Here is a 15,451-nt window from a genome sequence, read left to right as displayed (position 1 = left end):
AAAGCCCCTAACGCTAGCTTCCACCAGCCGTTAGGAGACTTTTTAAAGATTAATTGACTGCTTACATTTCATCCGGTGCCTTAATGTCTAACATCGCCAGGGCATCCTTTAAGATCAAGCTAACTGCCTTAACCAGCGCTAACCGTCCTGCCTGACCGCTATCGTCCTGCAGGATACGGTTATGGGCATAGTATTGGTTGAACTTCTTCGCCAATTCAAGGGCGTACTTTGCAACGATGGACGGGTCGTAGTTAACGGCTGCCCGCTCCACTGCATTTGCGTACTGGCCAAGGAAGCTGAGGATATCCCAAGCTTCACTGCCCACCGCCGTCAAGTCGACGTTGCTAAAGTCATCAACGCCACCCTTGCGGAGGATACTCTCGGCACGGGCATGGGCGTATTGAACATACGGCCCGGTCTCGCCTTCAAAGCGAACAACATCTTCCAGCTTAAAGTTAACGGCATTACGCCGGTAATTCTTCAGGTCGTGGAAAATAACGGCACCGACACCAACCTGCTTGGCCACTTCATCAGCATTCGCTAAGTTCGGATTCTTTTCCGCAATCTGCTGACGAGCCAGCTTGATCGAATCATTCAACACGTCTTCGAGAGAAACAACGTTCCCCTTCCGCGTAGACATCTTCTTGCCGTTCAGTCGCATCAATCCGAAGGAAATGTGCTGCAACTGGTCCCACCAAGTAAAGCCCATTTCCTTCAAAACGGCCTTTAACTGCTTGTAATAGTTCTCTTGTTCAGCACCAACCACGTATAGCGACTTGGCATGCCCATACATCCGCTTGCGGAACAAAGCCGTGGCCAGGTCCCGGGTAATGTAGGTCGTGGTCCCGTTACTCTTGATGATCAGCGGTGGCGTCAGGTTGTAAGCATCCAAGTCGACGATTTGCGCTCCCCGACTTTCCTGCAGTAAGTGTTTGTCCTTCAGCAACTGAATCGGCAGGTCCATATGACGTGCGGAAAAAGCTTCACCATTAAACGAGTCAAAGTGGACATCAAGCATGTCGTAGACCTTTTGGAACCGCTCCAGCGAAATCTTACGGAACCAATGCCACAGGCGCCATGCTTCCTTATCGCCGTGTTCCAACTTGGCGAACCAAGCCCGGCCAGCATCAGTGTATTCCGGATGTTCGTCTGCTTCCGTGTTAATCCGCACGTAATATTTCAAGAGGGTATTAATCGGGTCTTTTTCGATCTCTTCGTCGTTCCCCCACATTTCATAAGCCGCCATCAGCTTACCAAACTGGGTCCCCCAGTCACCCAGGTAGTCGACCCGAATCAGGTTGTAGTTTTCTTTTTCTAGGATGCGGGCAATTGCTTCCCCAATCATGGTTGAGCGCAGGTGCCCCATCCCCATTGGCTTAGCGATATTAGGCGATGAGTAGTCAATCACGACGTTAGCTTCGTGGCCGAGGTCCTTTTTACCGTAATTGGCAGGATCAGCCAGGATGGCCTTGATGATCTCGGCCCCCACTTGCCCCTTATTTAAGAAGAAATTGATGTATGGACCGGCGACAACCACTTTGTCAAACCCGTCATCACTGATCTTTTTTGCCAATTCTTGGGCAATCATTTGTGGCGCTTTGTGCAACGTCTTCGCCAGGAAAAAGGTTGGAAAGGCAAAGTCCCCGTTACTGGAATCCTTTGGCCGTTCGATCTTGTTTTCAATGTCAGTTAATGACAGGTCGGGTAACGCCGCTGAGACGGCCTTTGCCACTTGCTGTTTTTCACTCATTATGAAGTTCCTCCTTGTAAGAAAAAAGTCCCTAAACAGCCACTGCTGTTTAGAGACGAGATTAACCCGCGGTACCACTCTAATTGAAGTTTAGTTCCACTCAATTACTGCTGTTTAAGTTAATCACCAGCGCACGCTTCATTGCCGCTATCTTTCCGCCTTTCACCGTCACGGAATCGCTAATAGAAAGCCCAACAACTACTACTCACTGGTTTAAAAAAGCGCCACTGACGAGCAGCAGCGCGACAAGCGGGTAACGAGAATCGAACTCGCGACGCAAGCTTGGGAAGCTTGAGTTTTACCACTGAACTATACCCGCATCAGTAGGTGGCCTCTGACCACCTCAATAGTATAACCTACTTCACGTTATTTGTCAGTCTTTTTTGGAGATTTTTTTGCTGACGTTTTTTTGCTAGTGCTTTTCTTGGTCGTCTTTTTCCGGGATGATGACTTCTTGGCTTCTTCTTCACTACCCTCTTCATCCTCTTTTGGCTGACGAGGAACCTTCGAAAGAGCCTTCGCGCTACTCATCCGAACAATCGCCCGACCATTCAGTTCGTTGACACCGCTTTGATCGGCGGGATCAAATTTGTCGATTGAAACGAGCATTGAGTTGTTGTAAACTTTTTCGACCTTGCCGGAGAAGCCATGGTCAAGCGGACCAAACTTAGTGCTTTCAACCACGTCACCAGCAGCAAAATCGTATTTTGGCTGATCGTCTTTTTTCTTCTGCGTTGCCATGTCACTATCTCCTCCATGTTAGAATCTTAGCATAACAGTGATAAATTATACCCTTTTTAAAAGAAAATGCAATCAAATAACCAGCCCGACAATTAAATGGTAAAATAAACGAAAAGGAGGTAACGTCATGTCGCTACCCTACACGATTATTCCATTAGTGTGTACCGTCCTCCTGATTTGGACGGTCATCTCGGCCATCAGGGCGCGGTCAGAAAAAAGGGTTAATACCCTCATTGGTATTAACCGTCTTTTATCTATTGTTATCCTCGTCCTCGCCATCGTCCAGTTGCTGATGGTGGTGAAAACCGCTCCGCTGTGGCCACTGGTCCGTGTCATCTACTTTGTGGTGACGGCGGCTTTGCTGGAAAGCTTCTTTCGCCGGCAACGTGAAACCTTTGGCTCACCTTTTTTAAACATCATTTTACTCGTGATGCTAGTTGGCTTTGCCGTCCTGACGTTCATCGTTTAACTGGTAATTCCAGTACCCTTTTTCAATTGCCGCCAGCATTACCAGTAGTTGACGAGTCTCTTCAACGTCATGCACCCGCAAGATTCTGCCACCATGTAAAGACATATAAGTTTCCGCCACCAGTGTTACTGGCAGGCGGTCTTTTTTTGCCAAGCCGAGCAATTTTTTACCAAAGCCTTTCCGCGACACAGCAACTAAGAGCGGCCGGTGAAGGTCGTTAAACTGGTTAATGTTACGCATCATGGCGCAATCCTGGTTACCATCTGCCACCTTTGAGTAGCCAATTCCCTGGTCAATGACAATCCGTTCCCGGTCAATCCCGGCGCTTGTCAGTTCAGCTAAGTTTCGCTCAAAAAAGTGGTGCATCCCGGCCGTCAGATTTTGATATTCGTGTTGCCGACTGCTGTGCATGGTAACCAGGCCAGCCAAACTCTGGGCCATCAACTGCCTTTTGTCAGGGCTGTTAAAGGCCTGAACATCATTAATGATATCAGCCCCGGCATCCAACACTGCTTCCATTACCGGCAGCTTATAAGTATCAACTGCAATCGCTACTTGCGGATAATGTTGACGAATAAACTTCACCGCCGGTACTACCCGGCATATTTCCTCTTCTGGACTGATTTCGGCAAAACCACCCGGACGGGTAGTCTGACCACCGACTTCGATGATATCCGCACCCTCAACAACGAGTTGATCCACTTGTTGTTGCCATTGGTCGGTAGCAAAGTAACGACCCCCATCATAAAACGAGTCGGGGGTAATATTTAAAATCGCGTAAATCAACGGTTTGGCGGTAACGTCAAAACAAAAGCGACCGGCCCGCCACAATTGACGATGAGCAGCCGTGATTGTTGTCAGCGACGCTGTGAGCTCCTGATCGGCAAAGATTTGGCGGCTCCACCTCACCAATACGGGCAGCGCCGACAACGGCATCATAAATTGTACCGTTGCCCCCTTCGTCGCCTGGGGAACATCAAAGTCGGCAAGTAATTGCTGAACCGCTGCTAGCTTAGCTGGGTCCGCTTGCCAGGATAAAAATAACTGCTGGTCTGCTTCCCGGAGATTTTTCATCACCGTAGATGTTAAACCATCCTCAGCTGCTAACGGAATCTCACTGATTTTCAATCTTGCCGCCTCCTCGCTAGTGTTGATACAACTCTTCGACTTCCTTAACCAGGTAAAATGAACCGGTCACGATAACACAGCCGTGATCGCCCACCGCTTTTTTCGCCCGGGATAGCGCTGCTGGACCACTTATACATGACTGGGCGCCCGGCCACATCCGCGCCAGCTGACTTGCCGTCAGTGCCCGGCCAGGATTATCTGGCGTCGCCACAAAGACCTTTGCCGGTAATGCCTGGTATTGTTTGACCATCGCTGCCACATCCTTATCCGCTAAAAAGCCAACCACCAGGGCCAGCGGCTGGTGAGTGAGGCTGAGGTGGTTGATACTTTCAACTAGCCGCCGGGCGCCATCGGGGTTATGCGCGCCGTCAACAACGACGGCAGGCTGCCGATCAAGTTGTTGAAACCGTCCCGGCAATGTCGCCCGCTCAATGGCAGTAAACAACGCGTGGTTGGCTAATGACAGTCCTTGCTGACGGAGACAATCAATGCTTGCCAGCACCGTCGTCAAGTTATCTAGTTGGTAATCACCGAGTAGCCGAAGCTTAACAGGCGTCTGCGGAACGGTGTGGCTCTCGATCAGTAACGGCTGCCCAGCCAATGACGCCTGCCCCGCAGCCACTACTGTTGCCTGACGCGCACTGTCCACCAGTGGAACCCCCGCTTTTTGCGCACGGGACTCAATCACTTGCTGGGCCGCCTGCTCCTGGTGTGGCGCCAGCACCACGCTGGCGGTGCCCGGCTTAATAATTCCGGCCTTAGCTGCGGCAATATCCTTAATGGTGGGGCCTAAAATCTGCGTATGGTCCAAAGCCAGGTGAGTAATGACTGCCAGTTGGGGGAAATCAATGCAATTAGTCGCGTCATTAGTGCCGCCTAATCCCACCTCAATCACTGCCCAATCAATCTTGGCATTGGCAAAAGCCTGCAGCATAATTAATGTCCACCATTCAAAGATGGTGAAATCACCCGGTTGGAATGGCGCCGGTAAGACACTAACGATTTGTTGGTAAGCCCGCACAAAGGCCTGCTTACTAATGGGATGGTCGTCGATCTTAATTTGCTCACGCTGGTCAACCATCGCTGGGCTATTAAAGTGGCCAACTCGCAAGCCCGCTTCCTGCAAGATCAGCGAGAGGAGCCGCCCCGTCGACCCCTTTCCGTTAGTACCGGCAATATGAATGACCCGGAAGCGGTGTTCCGGATGACCCATCGCTGCCAGCACCTGACGAAGGAGTGTTACCCGGTTAGTTTGACCACCCTTCATCTGGCGATTAAAGCTGGCTTGTAACTGTTCATAGGTTAACTTGGCCATGTTCACTCTTCATTAAAAATTCACGGCGAAGACCGTCATCTTCGTCAAATAACCCGGTGAAACGACTCGTGTAGGTGTCTTGCCCCCGTTTATTAATCCCCCGCATCTCCATGCAGAGGTGGCGGGCCGTAATCGTCACCGCGATCCCCCGCGGGTTCAGCAAACGTTGCAGTTCCTTCACAATGTCGGTAGTCACCCGTTCCTGCATTCCCGGTCGCCGGGCAGCAAAGTCCACCAGGCGGGGAATCTTGCTCAGGCCAATCACCTTGCCATTACGCGGAACGTAGGCGACGTTGGCTTCACCAAAGAACGGAAGCAGGTGGTGCTCACACAGGGAATAAAACGGAATATGCTCAACCATCACCATTCGGGGTGTGTCCTCAACCTGAAAAACTTTGTAGTTAGCCACATCTTCAGGCTGGTGACCCAGTGAAGAAGCAATTTCGCCGTACATCTTAGCCACCCGCTGGGGTGTTTCCACTAATCCTGGCCGTTGTGGGTCGTCCCCAATTGCTATTAACAGCTGTTTAACAGCCTGTTCAACTGCTTTTTGATCCATTAAATTGTCACTCCTTGATCGTCAAGGCGGTGCACCCAGTTGGTATCACGCGTCTGTTTTAACATTAGTTCTAACTGTCGCTGTGTCTGCGGGTCGTCCTGGCTCACGTCCAGGAGTGGTTGAATGACAAAGCGGCGGTTGGCTGCCTCGGGATGAGGGACTACCAGCCGTGGCAATTCGATAACTTGGTGCTGGTAGAAAATGATGTCTAAGTCAATTGTCCGCGGTCCCCAATGAATCAGCCGGCGACGATGAAGTGATTGTTCAACCACGTGGCACCAGTCAAGCAACTCCAAGGCTGTCAAACTGGTATTGAGTGCAAGCCCCAGGTTATAAAAGCTACGCTGTTTGACCGGTCCCACCGGTTCAGTTTGGTAAAGCGGCGAAACTGCCGTTAACTGAATAGCGGGGTTCTTAACCAGCAATTGTAATGCCCGCTGCAAGTTATCACAGCGGTTGCCGATGTTCGTCCCAATACTGAGGTATGCCCGTCTAATCATTATCTTGTCCCCCGTGAACTTCAATTTCCACGTTGTCGTAAACACCCGCCATCGGCACACCGTACTTGCGAATCCGCAGCGTCACTGACGTTAGTCGTGGGTAGTTGTTGAGGACCTGCGTCAGTAGTTGGTTTGCTAGGCTCTCGATTAAGCGATAATGGTGAGCATGAACGAAGGTTTTGACCGTCTCGTAGACGTCAGCGTAGGAAACCGTCTCGTCCAGTTCATCATGCCGGACTTGTTGTTCGATCGGGTACCCTAATTCGGCATCAATCTCGAGCTTTTGCCCCAGTTTTTGTTCTTCCGGAAACACACCGTTATATGTGTAGAAAGTCATGTTGTTGATCCGAATACAGCCGATTGTCATCATCTCCCTTAAAATTAGCATGTCTATCATAACCCATTTCTTCTGCAAAAACGTTGTCAGCAAAAAGTTTTGGTGAAGAAATATGGTACAATGCACGAAAACGCGGAGGTTATCATGTTTTTATCCACAGAAAATTTTCCTAGTAAACACCAGGTTTTAGGGATCGTCAATGGTACTGCCAAGGTAATGCTTCCCAGTGACAGTATCGACCAATTTGAAGCCTTTGACCAGTTATTTGCTGACGTGCAGGAAATCTTGAAACAACGGGCAGCAGATCATGGTGCCGATGGCGTCGTCGGGGTTCGTTTTAACCAAACGGTGGCCAATGTCCAAGTGGCTCCCAAATTCTTAGTGTTGACCGGTTACGGCACAATGATTAAGTTAATTAAATAACAAAAACGGGCTGCGCTGCGCAGCCCGTTTTGTAATAAACTGGTCTTTCTTATAATCAGTCGCTTGTGATTAGTCATTAATCTTGCTATCTGTTGGCAAGTTAACGTTTGAGGTACTTTCATATGCGTCCCCCGGGATTTGAACCCGGAGTATGAGGACCGAAATCTCATGTGCTATCCAGTTACACTAAGGACGCCTAATGATTCTAGGATAGCATTCTTTTCCTAAGATGGTAAATATCATGAGCCTTTTTGCCAGTAATAATCTTGGTGCATTGCCTGGTCGACTTGATCCCACTTGACCGTATACTTCGCCCCGTGGGCGCAAAAGATCGAATCAGGACTGTTCTCGAGGTCGGCACAAGGGTCATAATTAATTTGCTCTATCACTGCCTGCTGGTGGTAACAAGGAGCAAAGCCAGCAACGACCAATGACAACTGCCCCTGCCCGTGGGTATAGTTTCTCACTTCTGCCGCGTAGTCCACCATCGCGGCCACGGGTGCCTTCCCAGATAAAACCGTCAAATCGGTCCCCTGTGGTAACGGGTTAGCCGTTTGTCCGCCCATTTTAGCAATATCATTCAGTGCGCGGCCGACTACCCTGTTATTCACCACTAACGTGAACTGGTACCAAGGCTCCAATAACTGGCAACCATTCGCACGAATCTTCATGAGTCCCTGACGAACTGCGCGCCAGGTGGCTTCCCGCAAATCGCCACCAACCGTATGAACGATACTGCCACGACCACCAAGGAGTGTGATCTTGACATCGGTCAGTGGTGCCCCAATCAAGACCCCGCGGTGCACTCTTGCGGCCAGCGCTGCCATCACCTGGCTTTGCCAGTTTGGTTTCAGGTCCTCAACACGGGCGGCGTTAACTAATTGGACCCCACTGCCCCGTGGTGCTGGCTCAATCAAGAGGTGAACTTCGGCATAATGGCGGAGGGGTTCGAAATGACCAACCCCTTCTACCGCCTGCGTTACCGTTTCCTGGTAGATAATGTTGCCAGCAGTTAGTTGGATCGGTAAACCGTTTGCCGCCATTCGCTGCTCTACCACTTCTTTTTGAACCGTTCCTGTTAGGGCCAGTGTTAGTTCCTGGCGCTCAGCTTGCCAGGATAAACGAATGGCCGGATCTTCGTCGGCAATCAGCGTTAACTCGTCATGGACGGTCCCTGGATCAACAGCAGTTTGGACCGCATATTCCAAAACCGGTTGAACGGTCCCAATGTTGTCCGCTGCCTGCCCCAATCCCTGCCCAGCAAACGTCGTCGTGGGCCCGCTGACGGCACAAACCTGACCAGTCAGCACCTGCTGGACAGTCGTAAACTTACTCCCGTTATAAATCCGTAACTGGTCGGCCTTTTGCCCCGGCAACAATTCATCCTTAGCGTGAAGGATTCCGCCGGTCACTCGCAACCACGTCAAGCGTTCACCACGGGAACCATGGGAAATCTTGAAGCAACGGGCCGCAAAAGTACTTTCCCCTTGCGGCGCCACTGTCCACTGGTTGAGGGCGGCTAACAAGTCACTGACCCCTTGTTGGTGAAGGGCAGCACCAACGAAGACCGGGAAGACCTTGCGCTGGCTAATCAACCGGCAAGTGGTGGCATCGGCCAACGTTCCCGTTGAAAGGTAATCTTCGAGAACCGTTTCGTCGACTGCCGCAACGTTGTCGGCCACCGCACTCGTCATTTGACGCCCTGCTCCCGCAAAACTACAGCAGCCACCACTGAGGTGTTGCTGCAGATTAGTAATGATTTCTGTTGAATCGACGCCTGGTGCATCCATTTTATTAACAAAAATTAGGGTGGGCACTCCGGCACGCTTTAACAATCCCCACAGGTACTGTACCGCCCCGTTGATACCGTCAGTCGCCGACACCACTAAGATGGCGTAGTCTAAGACCGCTAATACTTGCTCTGTCGTGGCAGCAAAGTCCACGTGGCCGGGAGTGTCGAGCAGTGTAATTGTTGTCTGGTCAACTGCAAGTTGTGCCTGGTGAGCACTGATGGTGATTCCCCGCTGCTTTTCCAGCGCCCCGGGATCCAGAAAGGCATCTTGGTGGTCAACCCGGCCAAAATGACGGATGGTCCCCGCTTGGTATAACAATGCCTCAGAAAGGGTCGTCTTGCCAGCATCGACTGGTGCTACCACCCCGATAGTAATCTGCTTAGCCATTATTTATCCCCCTGGTCAGGACCATTCAAACTGATTTGTTAGTCTTACCAACAACATTCACCGGTATTGTCAACAAATTGACAACCAACAATGACAATCAAACGTGTGCAAATTGTGTATCATCTTTAATTTTTGTTGTTCATTCTTGATCTTGCCGGCTTCCCGTCATTATTTTTAATTACACCGTCAATACTGATAAAGCAGCGTTTCTGAGTATTGTCTGAAAACAACAAAAAAGAGGAAATCTTCTCAGATTCCCTCATTAGTGCCCCAAACAGGCGTTTAAAAAGTACGCTCGAGCGCTGATATCATGGGATATTGTCAACTCTTTGTGGCCTATTTGTGGCCCAAATTATAAAAACTGAAAAGGGCTAAGAAAAACTGTAAAAGTAATTACCAGCCATTGCGAAAAGCTTCGATCATCTTAATAAAGCTATCCCATATCTTGCACATTTGAAAATGTGGTGTATTCTGACAAGTTTTTACGTACTTCTCACAAGCGTGACCAGATAACCCCAAACTGTTAGCTTCTTGATGATACTTTGCAGTTAGCTTAGGACAAATCAACTGACTAATGTTTTTCATCCATATCACTTCCAATAATAGTATAACAAAAAAGACCCGACCAGCACGAAGCTGATCGGGTTGTCTATATGTTATAAGCAAATTGTTTGTCCAACATAAATCATATTGGGATTAGATAATCCATTCTTTTGAGCCAATGCTTGCCAGGTTGTGCCATGTGCTGACGCGATACCAGACAATGTGTCACCGCTCTTGACCGTGTAAACGGACGAAGAACCACCTAAGATAATCTTCTGCCCAACATAAATGACGTTCGGATTGCTGATGTTGTTGGCTTGAACCAGTGCCGAGACAGTCGTGCCAAACTTAGCAGCAATACCACTCAAGGTGTCGCCAGCTTGAACATAGTACGTGTTCTGCGGTGATGCTTGACCAGTTACCTTGAGGACTTGGCCTGGGAAAATCCTGTTTGGATCACCAATGCCGTTGATGGCGGCCAGTGTCTGATAAGTAGTACCAAACTTATCCGCAATTCCAGATAGTGTATCACCTGGTTGGACAGTGTACGTACCAGTTGCCGGATGGCCAACGTGTTGTACTGGTTGTGGTTTTGGTACTTCTACAGTTGGTACTGTGCCACCCGCGCCTGTCGAAGTGAAAGCGCCCGTAAAGTCATAGCTGGTATCAATTCCCATAATGCCGTGATCGGTGAACTGCCAAGCGGCCGCGTTGTCGATACCAAGACTAGTGACACCATAGCCGGCTACCCACTTTGGACGATTGCCAAAGCCTTGAGAATTAAGGATACCACCTGTAAAGAACGACTTCATGGAGTAAACGCCAGTACGTTTGTAACCCAGCGCTTCAGCTTCTTGAAGGAAGGCCAGCGTAGCTGCTTGATAGTCAGCAGCACTGTGAACTTCTGCGTCAGAAATCATCAGAGTGGTGTCATCCATGCCCATTTGACGGGCCACTTTAACGAAAAACCGTGCTTCGTTCTGTGCATCCGGTACCGAAGTGTACCGGGCAAAGTGGTAGCAAGATACCGGAAGCCCGACTGCCAGGGCGTTGCGGATCTGAGCCGCCGCCTTCGGGTTGACGTAGTTAGAGCCGTCTTCTGACCCTTCAGTCAGCTTGACGACGACGCCTTCAGCTCCTTGATTTTTAGCGGCTTGAAAAAACTCCTTAGTGTCTTCCTGGTAGCTTGATACATCAATAAATTGCTTACGCATTCTTATCACCTTTCTTTGGATCAATCGCAACTGCTTTTCCAGCTGGAGTAATAACAGCTTCCTTGCCTTCATAAGGATAAGGCACCAAATGTTGAGTGCTGTTAGGTGTCAGTGGTGACTTCTCATAAGCCGCTTGGACAGCCGCTTCAATCGCCTTGACATCGACAGTCGTGAACCCCTGCTTAGTCAGTGCGTCTTGCACAATCGCCGTTGCCGCAGTGAACTTTTGATCGCCTGTCTTATCCGCACTGACCAGTGAAGCTACTGCCGTATCAGCAACCTGATCCATGAAGGACCACAGTTGCTTAGCATGAGCAGTCTTCGCCGTCAGCGCCTTGTTGTGAACGTACGTGTGAACCGCCCGAATAACAAAAATAATGACCGCTGACACAACGGCAGTCATCACGTATTCCGGAATTGCATTAATGATGTTTGTTGTCATACTCGTCGTCCTCCAATCTCTTAATACGTTTTTCGTGGTCTTTCAGTGTAAAGTCATGACGCATGAACTTCTCGTGGCCTTCATTGAGCCGTTTATCGACCTTTGCGTCATGCTGGTTCTTCACTTCCATGTTGTGGTTAAGTATCTTTAATTGAGTGTTGGTTTCACCTAAGAAATCTTTCTTAATCTTCTTTGCCAGCCAAGTAACGACAATCACAATCGTAGTTAGAATTGCAAAAATTGAGGCCCATTCGTCCCAACCAAGACTAAAGAGGGTGTGTCGTGTAATTAACCAATTCCAATTCATTCGATCACCTCTTTTAGCGCCCGCCCATAAGAAAAGCCCACGAGAGTTCCCGTGAGCTTATTCATTATGTATTGTGCATTTCTATGGCGAGCACGTCTTACTTAGGCCGCCACGTAGTCCTTGCCGGTGATCTGCTTGTACTGGTCAGCGGTGATTGCACCGCCCTTAACGTAGTCTTCGATGCCCATACCCCATGAGTAAATTGTCTTTACAAAATCAAAATCGTTTTGAACCATGATTAGTTACCTCCATTTTCTTTGTTGCTTGCCATTTGTTGCTTACCGATGAAATTAATCATCTGCTTTACCTGTTTGATATCAGCCGTGTTGGCATCAATCTTCCCACTTTGCGTCATCTGGGTCTTACCGAGCAGATTAATCATCTGTTGTTCAGCAGAAGGACCCTGCGGTTGCACGTTAATCTTTGGCCGCAGTTTTTGCTGGGCGGCCTGATAAGCGGCTAGTTCTTCATCCGTCAGCGGTTGCCAATTACCAGCAACCCGCTTGACCAAACGGTTTAAGAGCCGTGCGCCGTTGCCACCAGCGGTTGTTGGGTCGTCAAAAGTTTGGTTGGATTGAAGCTGATAGTCGTCAGGAACGACATCCCAGAAGTTAAGTAGGCCGTCAGCATCCCAGCCGAATACTCGTTTGCTCATTTAAATTCTCCTCCTATTTTAATTATGAAAAATCATGGTTCCGTGATAAGCAAATGACCACTTATCAGTGCCATATAGAAAAGCTCGAATTGTTCCATCTGAATCAATTTGAGAGTTAACTGTAACCAGGCGCCAAGCTTTTGTGTCAGCGTTCATCGCATTTTCGTCATTAAGACCGGTAAGATTGTCAACTTTTGAAAATCCTTTGACAGCACTTGCTGGCAATTTGGCGAAGTCAATCCATTTACTTGCTGGCTGAGTTTGGTCAACCATAATGGCATAGTTAACGATCAAAAAGTTTTCTGCCTTAATCACAATAGCCCAAGCGTCACTTGCACCATTAAGCAATAAGATTTTTGAGTGATCATAGATTTCATATGACAAATTCGGTTCCAAATTATTTAGAACAAAATCTTTTACACTTTGAAAATTGCCATTTGTTTTGCTATCACTGTTCAGTTCACCATGATTAATAATTTGTAACACAAGTTCCTTGTTGTTTGCCATGAGACGTTCTCCTTTCATGCAAAAGGGACAGCCTCATAGCTGTCCCCTATTAGTTTGTTTCGTAATCGAAATTAAGCGTGGTAGAACCAGCAGGAATATCGACCTTATCGCGGCCGCTAACGTTAGTCCAAACCTTTAATGTTCCGTCCGCTAATACTTCAAATGTCCAAGCGTCACTCATAGGCACGAAAGTATTAATTGCTGGTGCAAGGCTTTGCGGTAGCCGACCGACGGTTAATCCGTTATTACTCTGACCATCTTTTGGTGCCTTAATAATGACAGAACTTGCCATTATGTGGACTCGTTTTTTTCCTGACAGTTGATAATACTCAACCTTACAGTCGTGGCTGGTAACACCGTTCATCCAGATTATACTGTCACTAACAACAGTGGGTATGATACCCCCCCCATTTGCGGTACTACGTGCGTCTAGTTCATCAAGATTATTATTATAGATTTCGTCCCATTGCAGGTATGAATGTGGAATATGTTTAAGAGTTGCCATAGTTATATTGTTCTCCTTTCAAGTGCAAAGGGGAGCAGCGCATGACTACTCCCCCGCAAAATACATCACATCAAGGTTATAACCTTTTGTATCGGAATTATTAATAGTAGTATTGTGCCAAATATATGCGACAGTACCATCACTGCCTAAGAACACTTGCTCATCATATTTGATATTCGTTGTCGCTAAAGCAACTGGCGTCAGACTTCGTGCAATGATCCCGATTTGCGGCATCCAAGTTTTACGAATATCACTCGGAATGGTAAGACCATTGACAGACAAGAATACCAGTTTCCCACCATTAAACGGGATATAGTAAGCATCATTACTTTCGCACGTTACTCCATTAGTCAATACAAGCGGGTTATCAACGTGGGTTACTGTCCCCCCCCGAACGCTTGTGCGACTACGTTAACCAGAAGATTCCACTTTTGATCCCATTGGAGCTCGCTATGTTCCATCAATAACTTTTTTAAATCCATCGTTCATCTTCCTTTCTTATTTTCCTGCTGCTGGAGTAGTAGCAGATGTCTTTTCGTCAGTAAACTTGGTTTTGAAGGTGCTGTCGACATCGAACTTAACGACCTTTGCACCCTTGAATTCGACTTCTAGCGTATAAATGCCAGAGTAGATGTAGGCAAAGGCTCCACCAAAGGTAGCGTCTGGGTCCGTCATGTCGAAGTCCTGCATAAAGCCGGTAATGTTTTCTGGCGAAACATAAATCTCAATCTCCGTTGGCTCGTTCCGAACGGCCCGGACGTTGACGTCATAAACCGCCGAACCACCAGCCGGCGTTGTCCCCGCGCCACCCAGACCAGCACCATACTTACCGATGTAAGCATGAACTGACGGATACATGTCCGGGAAGCCGTCCGGTCCCGTGCCCAGTTCCAGGTGAGCAACACCAATCATCACTGGACAACCGGCATACTTACTCAGCATTGGCAGAGTGACCACGTTGTTAGCCTTGACCTGCGCCGCAATATCGGTAATTCGATCTTGCAGACGAGTAATGATTTCTTGCAGACTGTCAAAGTCCTTGCCGTACTTGGACACCAGTTCTTGCAGCTTAGCGTCCCAATCAGCCTTGAACTTATCGAGGTCGCCGCCAGCATTCTTAACGATGGTTTCAAGCTGACTATATAAGTCGTTGAATGGCGTGATGTAGTCACTCGGAATTAATCCGGAAATAACCTTATCGGCCATGACATCCATGCTAAATTCCAGTGTGGCCACCGATTGTCCATTCTTCATTAAACGGAAAAAGATTTGTTTATATGATCCAGCGACTGCGAAAGCTTGGGCTGGGAAATCATAACGAAATTCTCCGCCTGTTGCATCCAGCATAGTCGCACTCTTTGAATCAAAGATCCGATGCTTTCCGTCAGGTAGCACACCCTCAAGAACCGGGTTAATACCTGTTAAATCCATCGGGATAAAAGGATCGCTCTTGCTACCATCCCCGGTTAAGATCTTAACGATTGCTTGACGCATTCCCGAATCATACTGGCGAGCCTCAATCCATTGGTATTTGTTGTCAGCCCAATCGATATTGAAGACATCACTATCTAGTGTTCCTTGAATACCGCGTCGGTCATGATTGATATGAAATGTTAACTGTTCCATTAGCTAATTACCTCCTTTCTACGAAGTACATCTTCAACTGCATTCTCTAAAGCTAACTGATCAATCCCAGCTGATGATATGTGATTGATTCTTGATTCCAGAGCTTTGAACTTATCATCAATCGAATTTTCGCCATCGTCTGAATTACCTCGATTGGAATTCTTTTCAATTATCAAAAAGTTTTCGACGAGTTGGTTCCAAAACTTATCATCTAGATCATCGGATAGATCAGTAGTATGTAATTTCACTT

General features: G+C 48.3%; 20 protein-coding genes and 2 tRNA genes. 2 read left to right on the top strand and 20 right to left on the bottom strand.

Going from position 1 to position 15,451, the window contains the following annotated elements; genetic code table 11:
• Window positions 1-61 precede the first annotated feature (61 nt).
• The 3 genes from argS to Q0E49_RS00650 all read right to left on the bottom strand — a co-directional run bounded on the left by argS (window position 62) and on the right by Q0E49_RS00650 (window position 2,491).
• Window positions 62-1,750, bottom strand: coding sequence for an arginine--tRNA ligase (gene argS, locus Q0E49_RS00660; RefSeq protein WP_295745485.1), 1,689 nt, complete (start codon window positions 1,748-1,750; stop codon window positions 62-64).
• Between the two features lie 248 nt (window positions 1,751-1,998).
• Window positions 1,999-2,069, bottom strand: a tRNA-Gly gene (locus Q0E49_RS00655).
• A 47-nt stretch (window positions 2,070-2,116) separates the two neighbouring features.
• Window positions 2,117-2,491, bottom strand: a complete 375-nt coding sequence (locus Q0E49_RS00650) for a hypothetical protein (protein ID WP_295745483.1) — start codon at window positions 2,489-2,491, stop codon at window positions 2,117-2,119.
• Between the two features lie 127 nt (window positions 2,492-2,618).
• Between Q0E49_RS00650 and Q0E49_RS00645 the strand changes: the two genes are divergently transcribed.
• The gene (locus tag Q0E49_RS00645) at window positions 2,619-2,960 is read left to right on the top strand and encodes a hypothetical protein (protein WP_295745481.1); all 342 of its coding nucleotides are present in this window, start codon (window positions 2,619-2,621) and stop codon (window positions 2,958-2,960) included.
• Here Q0E49_RS00645 and folP read toward each other — a convergent pair.
• From folP to folB, 5 genes are read right to left on the bottom strand one after another with little or no spacing between them, the layout of a single operon-like run.
• Window positions 2,925-4,088: a dihydropteroate synthase gene (gene folP, locus Q0E49_RS00640; protein ID WP_295745478.1), complete on the bottom strand. Its 1,164-nt coding sequence runs from the start codon at window positions 4,086-4,088 to the stop codon at window positions 2,925-2,927. The genes Q0E49_RS00645 and folP overlap by 36 nt on opposite strands.
• A gap of 16 nt (window positions 4,089-4,104) precedes the next feature.
• Complete coding sequence (locus tag Q0E49_RS00635) at window positions 4,105-5,403, bottom strand: folylpolyglutamate synthase/dihydrofolate synthase family protein (RefSeq protein ID WP_295745475.1); 1,299 nt, start codon at window positions 5,401-5,403, stop codon at window positions 4,105-4,107.
• Window positions 5,384-5,962, bottom strand: coding sequence for a GTP cyclohydrolase I FolE (gene folE / locus Q0E49_RS00630; protein ID WP_295745472.1), 579 nt, complete (start codon window positions 5,960-5,962; stop codon window positions 5,384-5,386). The genes Q0E49_RS00635 and folE overlap by 20 nt, the downstream gene beginning before the upstream one ends.
• A complete protein-coding gene (gene folK / locus Q0E49_RS00625) occupies window positions 5,962-6,462 on the bottom strand; it encodes a 2-amino-4-hydroxy-6-hydroxymethyldihydropteridine diphosphokinase (RefSeq protein ID WP_295745470.1) in 501 nt (166 codons plus the stop codon). The genes folE and folK overlap by 1 nt, the downstream gene beginning before the upstream one ends.
• Window positions 6,455-6,859 carry a dihydroneopterin aldolase gene (gene folB / locus Q0E49_RS00620; RefSeq protein ID WP_295745467.1) on the bottom strand — a complete coding sequence of 135 codons (405 nt, stop codon included), beginning with the start codon at window positions 6,857-6,859 and terminating at the stop codon, window positions 6,455-6,457. The genes folK and folB overlap by 8 nt, the downstream gene beginning before the upstream one ends.
• Window positions 6,860-6,943: 84 nt before the next feature.
• Here folB and Q0E49_RS00615 point away from each other — a divergent pair, with 84 nt between their 5' ends.
• Window positions 6,944-7,222: a hypothetical protein gene (locus Q0E49_RS00615; RefSeq protein ID WP_295745465.1), complete on the top strand. Its 279-nt coding sequence runs from the start codon at window positions 6,944-6,946 to the stop codon at window positions 7,220-7,222.
• A 123-nt stretch (window positions 7,223-7,345) separates the two neighbouring features.
• On the opposite strand, the gene Q0E49_RS00610 is transcribed toward Q0E49_RS00615, so the two are convergent.
• The 12 genes from Q0E49_RS00610 to Q0E49_RS00555 all read right to left on the bottom strand — a co-directional run bounded on the left by Q0E49_RS00610 (window position 7,346) and on the right by Q0E49_RS00555 (window position 15,449).
• Window positions 7,346-7,418 (bottom strand) — tRNA-Arg (locus Q0E49_RS00610).
• Window positions 7,419-7,461: 43 nt separating this feature from the next.
• A complete protein-coding gene (locus Q0E49_RS00605) occupies window positions 7,462-9,402 on the bottom strand; it encodes a TetM/TetW/TetO/TetS family tetracycline resistance ribosomal protection protein (protein ID WP_295745463.1) in 1,941 nt (646 codons plus the stop codon).
• 656 nt (window positions 9,403-10,058) lie between these two features.
• The gene (locus Q0E49_RS00600) at window positions 10,059-11,159 is read right to left on the bottom strand and encodes a LysM peptidoglycan-binding domain-containing protein (protein WP_295745459.1); all 1,101 of its coding nucleotides are present in this window, start codon (window positions 11,157-11,159) and stop codon (window positions 10,059-10,061) included.
• Window positions 11,152-11,601 carry a hypothetical protein gene (locus Q0E49_RS00595; protein ID WP_295745457.1) on the bottom strand — a complete coding sequence of 150 codons (450 nt, stop codon included), beginning with the start codon at window positions 11,599-11,601 and terminating at the stop codon, window positions 11,152-11,154. The genes Q0E49_RS00600 and Q0E49_RS00595 overlap by 8 nt, the downstream gene beginning before the upstream one ends.
• Window positions 11,582-11,908, bottom strand: coding sequence for a hypothetical protein (locus Q0E49_RS00590; protein ID WP_295745454.1), 327 nt, complete (start codon window positions 11,906-11,908; stop codon window positions 11,582-11,584). Before Q0E49_RS00590 ends, Q0E49_RS00595 begins: the two co-directional genes overlap by 20 nt.
• 101 nt (window positions 11,909-12,009) lie before the next feature.
• Window positions 12,010-12,144, bottom strand: a complete 135-nt coding sequence (locus tag Q0E49_RS00585; RefSeq protein WP_295745451.1) for an XkdX family protein — start codon at window positions 12,142-12,144, stop codon at window positions 12,010-12,012.
• Between the two features lie 2 nt (window positions 12,145-12,146).
• Complete coding sequence (locus Q0E49_RS00580; RefSeq protein WP_295745450.1) at window positions 12,147-12,563, bottom strand: hypothetical protein; 417 nt, start codon at window positions 12,561-12,563, stop codon at window positions 12,147-12,149.
• 18 nt (window positions 12,564-12,581) lie between these two features.
• A complete protein-coding gene (locus Q0E49_RS00575; RefSeq protein ID WP_295745447.1) occupies window positions 12,582-13,070 on the bottom strand; it encodes a hypothetical protein in 489 nt (162 codons plus the stop codon).
• A 49-nt stretch (window positions 13,071-13,119) separates the two neighbouring features.
• Window positions 13,120-13,575 (bottom strand): hypothetical protein, encoded by a 456-nt coding sequence (locus tag Q0E49_RS00570; protein WP_295745444.1) that lies wholly within the window; start codon window positions 13,573-13,575, stop codon window positions 13,120-13,122.
• Window positions 13,576-13,620: 45 nt separating this feature from the next.
• Window positions 13,621-13,929 (bottom strand): hypothetical protein, encoded by a 309-nt coding sequence (locus tag Q0E49_RS00565; protein ID WP_295745440.1) that lies wholly within the window; start codon window positions 13,927-13,929, stop codon window positions 13,621-13,623.
• Between the two features lie 144 nt (window positions 13,930-14,073).
• Window positions 14,074-15,201: a phage baseplate upper protein gene (locus Q0E49_RS00560; RefSeq protein ID WP_295745437.1), complete on the bottom strand. Its 1,128-nt coding sequence runs from the start codon at window positions 15,199-15,201 to the stop codon at window positions 14,074-14,076.
• Window positions 15,201-15,449 carry a hypothetical protein gene (locus tag Q0E49_RS00555; RefSeq protein WP_295745434.1) on the bottom strand — a complete coding sequence of 83 codons (249 nt, stop codon included), beginning with the start codon at window positions 15,447-15,449 and terminating at the stop codon, window positions 15,201-15,203. Before Q0E49_RS00555 ends, Q0E49_RS00560 begins: the two co-directional genes overlap by 1 nt.
• Between the last annotated feature and the right edge of the window lie 2 nt (window positions 15,450-15,451).

Source organism: uncultured Limosilactobacillus sp. (assembly GCF_934202235.1).
Lineage (GTDB): Bacteria > Bacillota > Bacilli > Lactobacillales > Lactobacillaceae > Limosilactobacillus.
This window is presented reverse-complemented; position numbering and strand designations above follow the sequence as displayed.

Coding starts and splice junctions, on each gene's coding strand:
- argS (WP_295745485.1), bottom strand. CDS start 1,750: ATGAGTGAAAAACAGCAAGTGGCAAAGGCCGTCTCAGCGGCGTTACCC.
- Q0E49_RS00650 (WP_295745483.1), bottom strand. CDS start 2,491: ATGGCAACGCAGAAGAAAAAAGACGATCAGCCAAAATACGATTTTGCT.
- Q0E49_RS00645 (WP_295745481.1), top strand. CDS start 2,619: ATGTCGCTACCCTACACGATTATTCCATTAGTGTGTACCGTCCTCCTG.
- Q0E49_RS00635 (WP_295745475.1), bottom strand. CDS start 5,403: ATGGCCAAGTTAACCTATGAACAGTTACAAGCCAGCTTTAATCGCCAG.
- folE (WP_295745472.1), bottom strand. CDS start 5,962: ATGGATCAAAAAGCAGTTGAACAGGCTGTTAAACAGCTGTTAATAGCA.
- folK (WP_295745470.1), bottom strand. CDS start 6,462: ATGATTAGACGGGCATACCTCAGTATTGGGACGAACATCGGCAACCGC.
- folB (WP_295745467.1), bottom strand. CDS start 6,859: ATGATAGACATGCTAATTTTAAGGGAGATGATGACAATCGGCTGTATT.
- Q0E49_RS00615 (WP_295745465.1), top strand. CDS start 6,944: ATGTTTTTATCCACAGAAAATTTTCCTAGTAAACACCAGGTTTTAGGG.
- Q0E49_RS00605 (WP_295745463.1), bottom strand. CDS start 9,402: ATGGCTAAGCAGATTACTATCGGGGTGGTAGCACCAGTCGATGCTGGC.
- Q0E49_RS00600 (WP_295745459.1), bottom strand. CDS start 11,159: ATGCGTAAGCAATTTATTGATGTATCAAGCTACCAGGAAGACACTAAG.
- Q0E49_RS00595 (WP_295745457.1), bottom strand. CDS start 11,601: ATGACAACAAACATCATTAATGCAATTCCGGAATACGTGATGACTGCC.
- Q0E49_RS00590 (WP_295745454.1), bottom strand. CDS start 11,908: ATGAATTGGAATTGGTTAATTACACGACACACCCTCTTTAGTCTTGGT.
- Q0E49_RS00585 (WP_295745451.1), bottom strand. CDS start 12,144: ATGGTTCAAAACGATTTTGATTTTGTAAAGACAATTTACTCATGGGGT.
- Q0E49_RS00580 (WP_295745450.1), bottom strand. CDS start 12,563: ATGAGCAAACGAGTATTCGGCTGGGATGCTGACGGCCTACTTAACTTC.
- Q0E49_RS00575 (WP_295745447.1), bottom strand. CDS start 13,070: ATGGCAAACAACAAGGAACTTGTGTTACAAATTATTAATCATGGTGAA.
- Q0E49_RS00570 (WP_295745444.1), bottom strand. CDS start 13,575: ATGGCAACTCTTAAACATATTCCACATTCATACCTGCAATGGGACGAA.
- Q0E49_RS00560 (WP_295745437.1), bottom strand. CDS start 15,201: ATGGAACAGTTAACATTTCATATCAATCATGACCGACGCGGTATTCAA.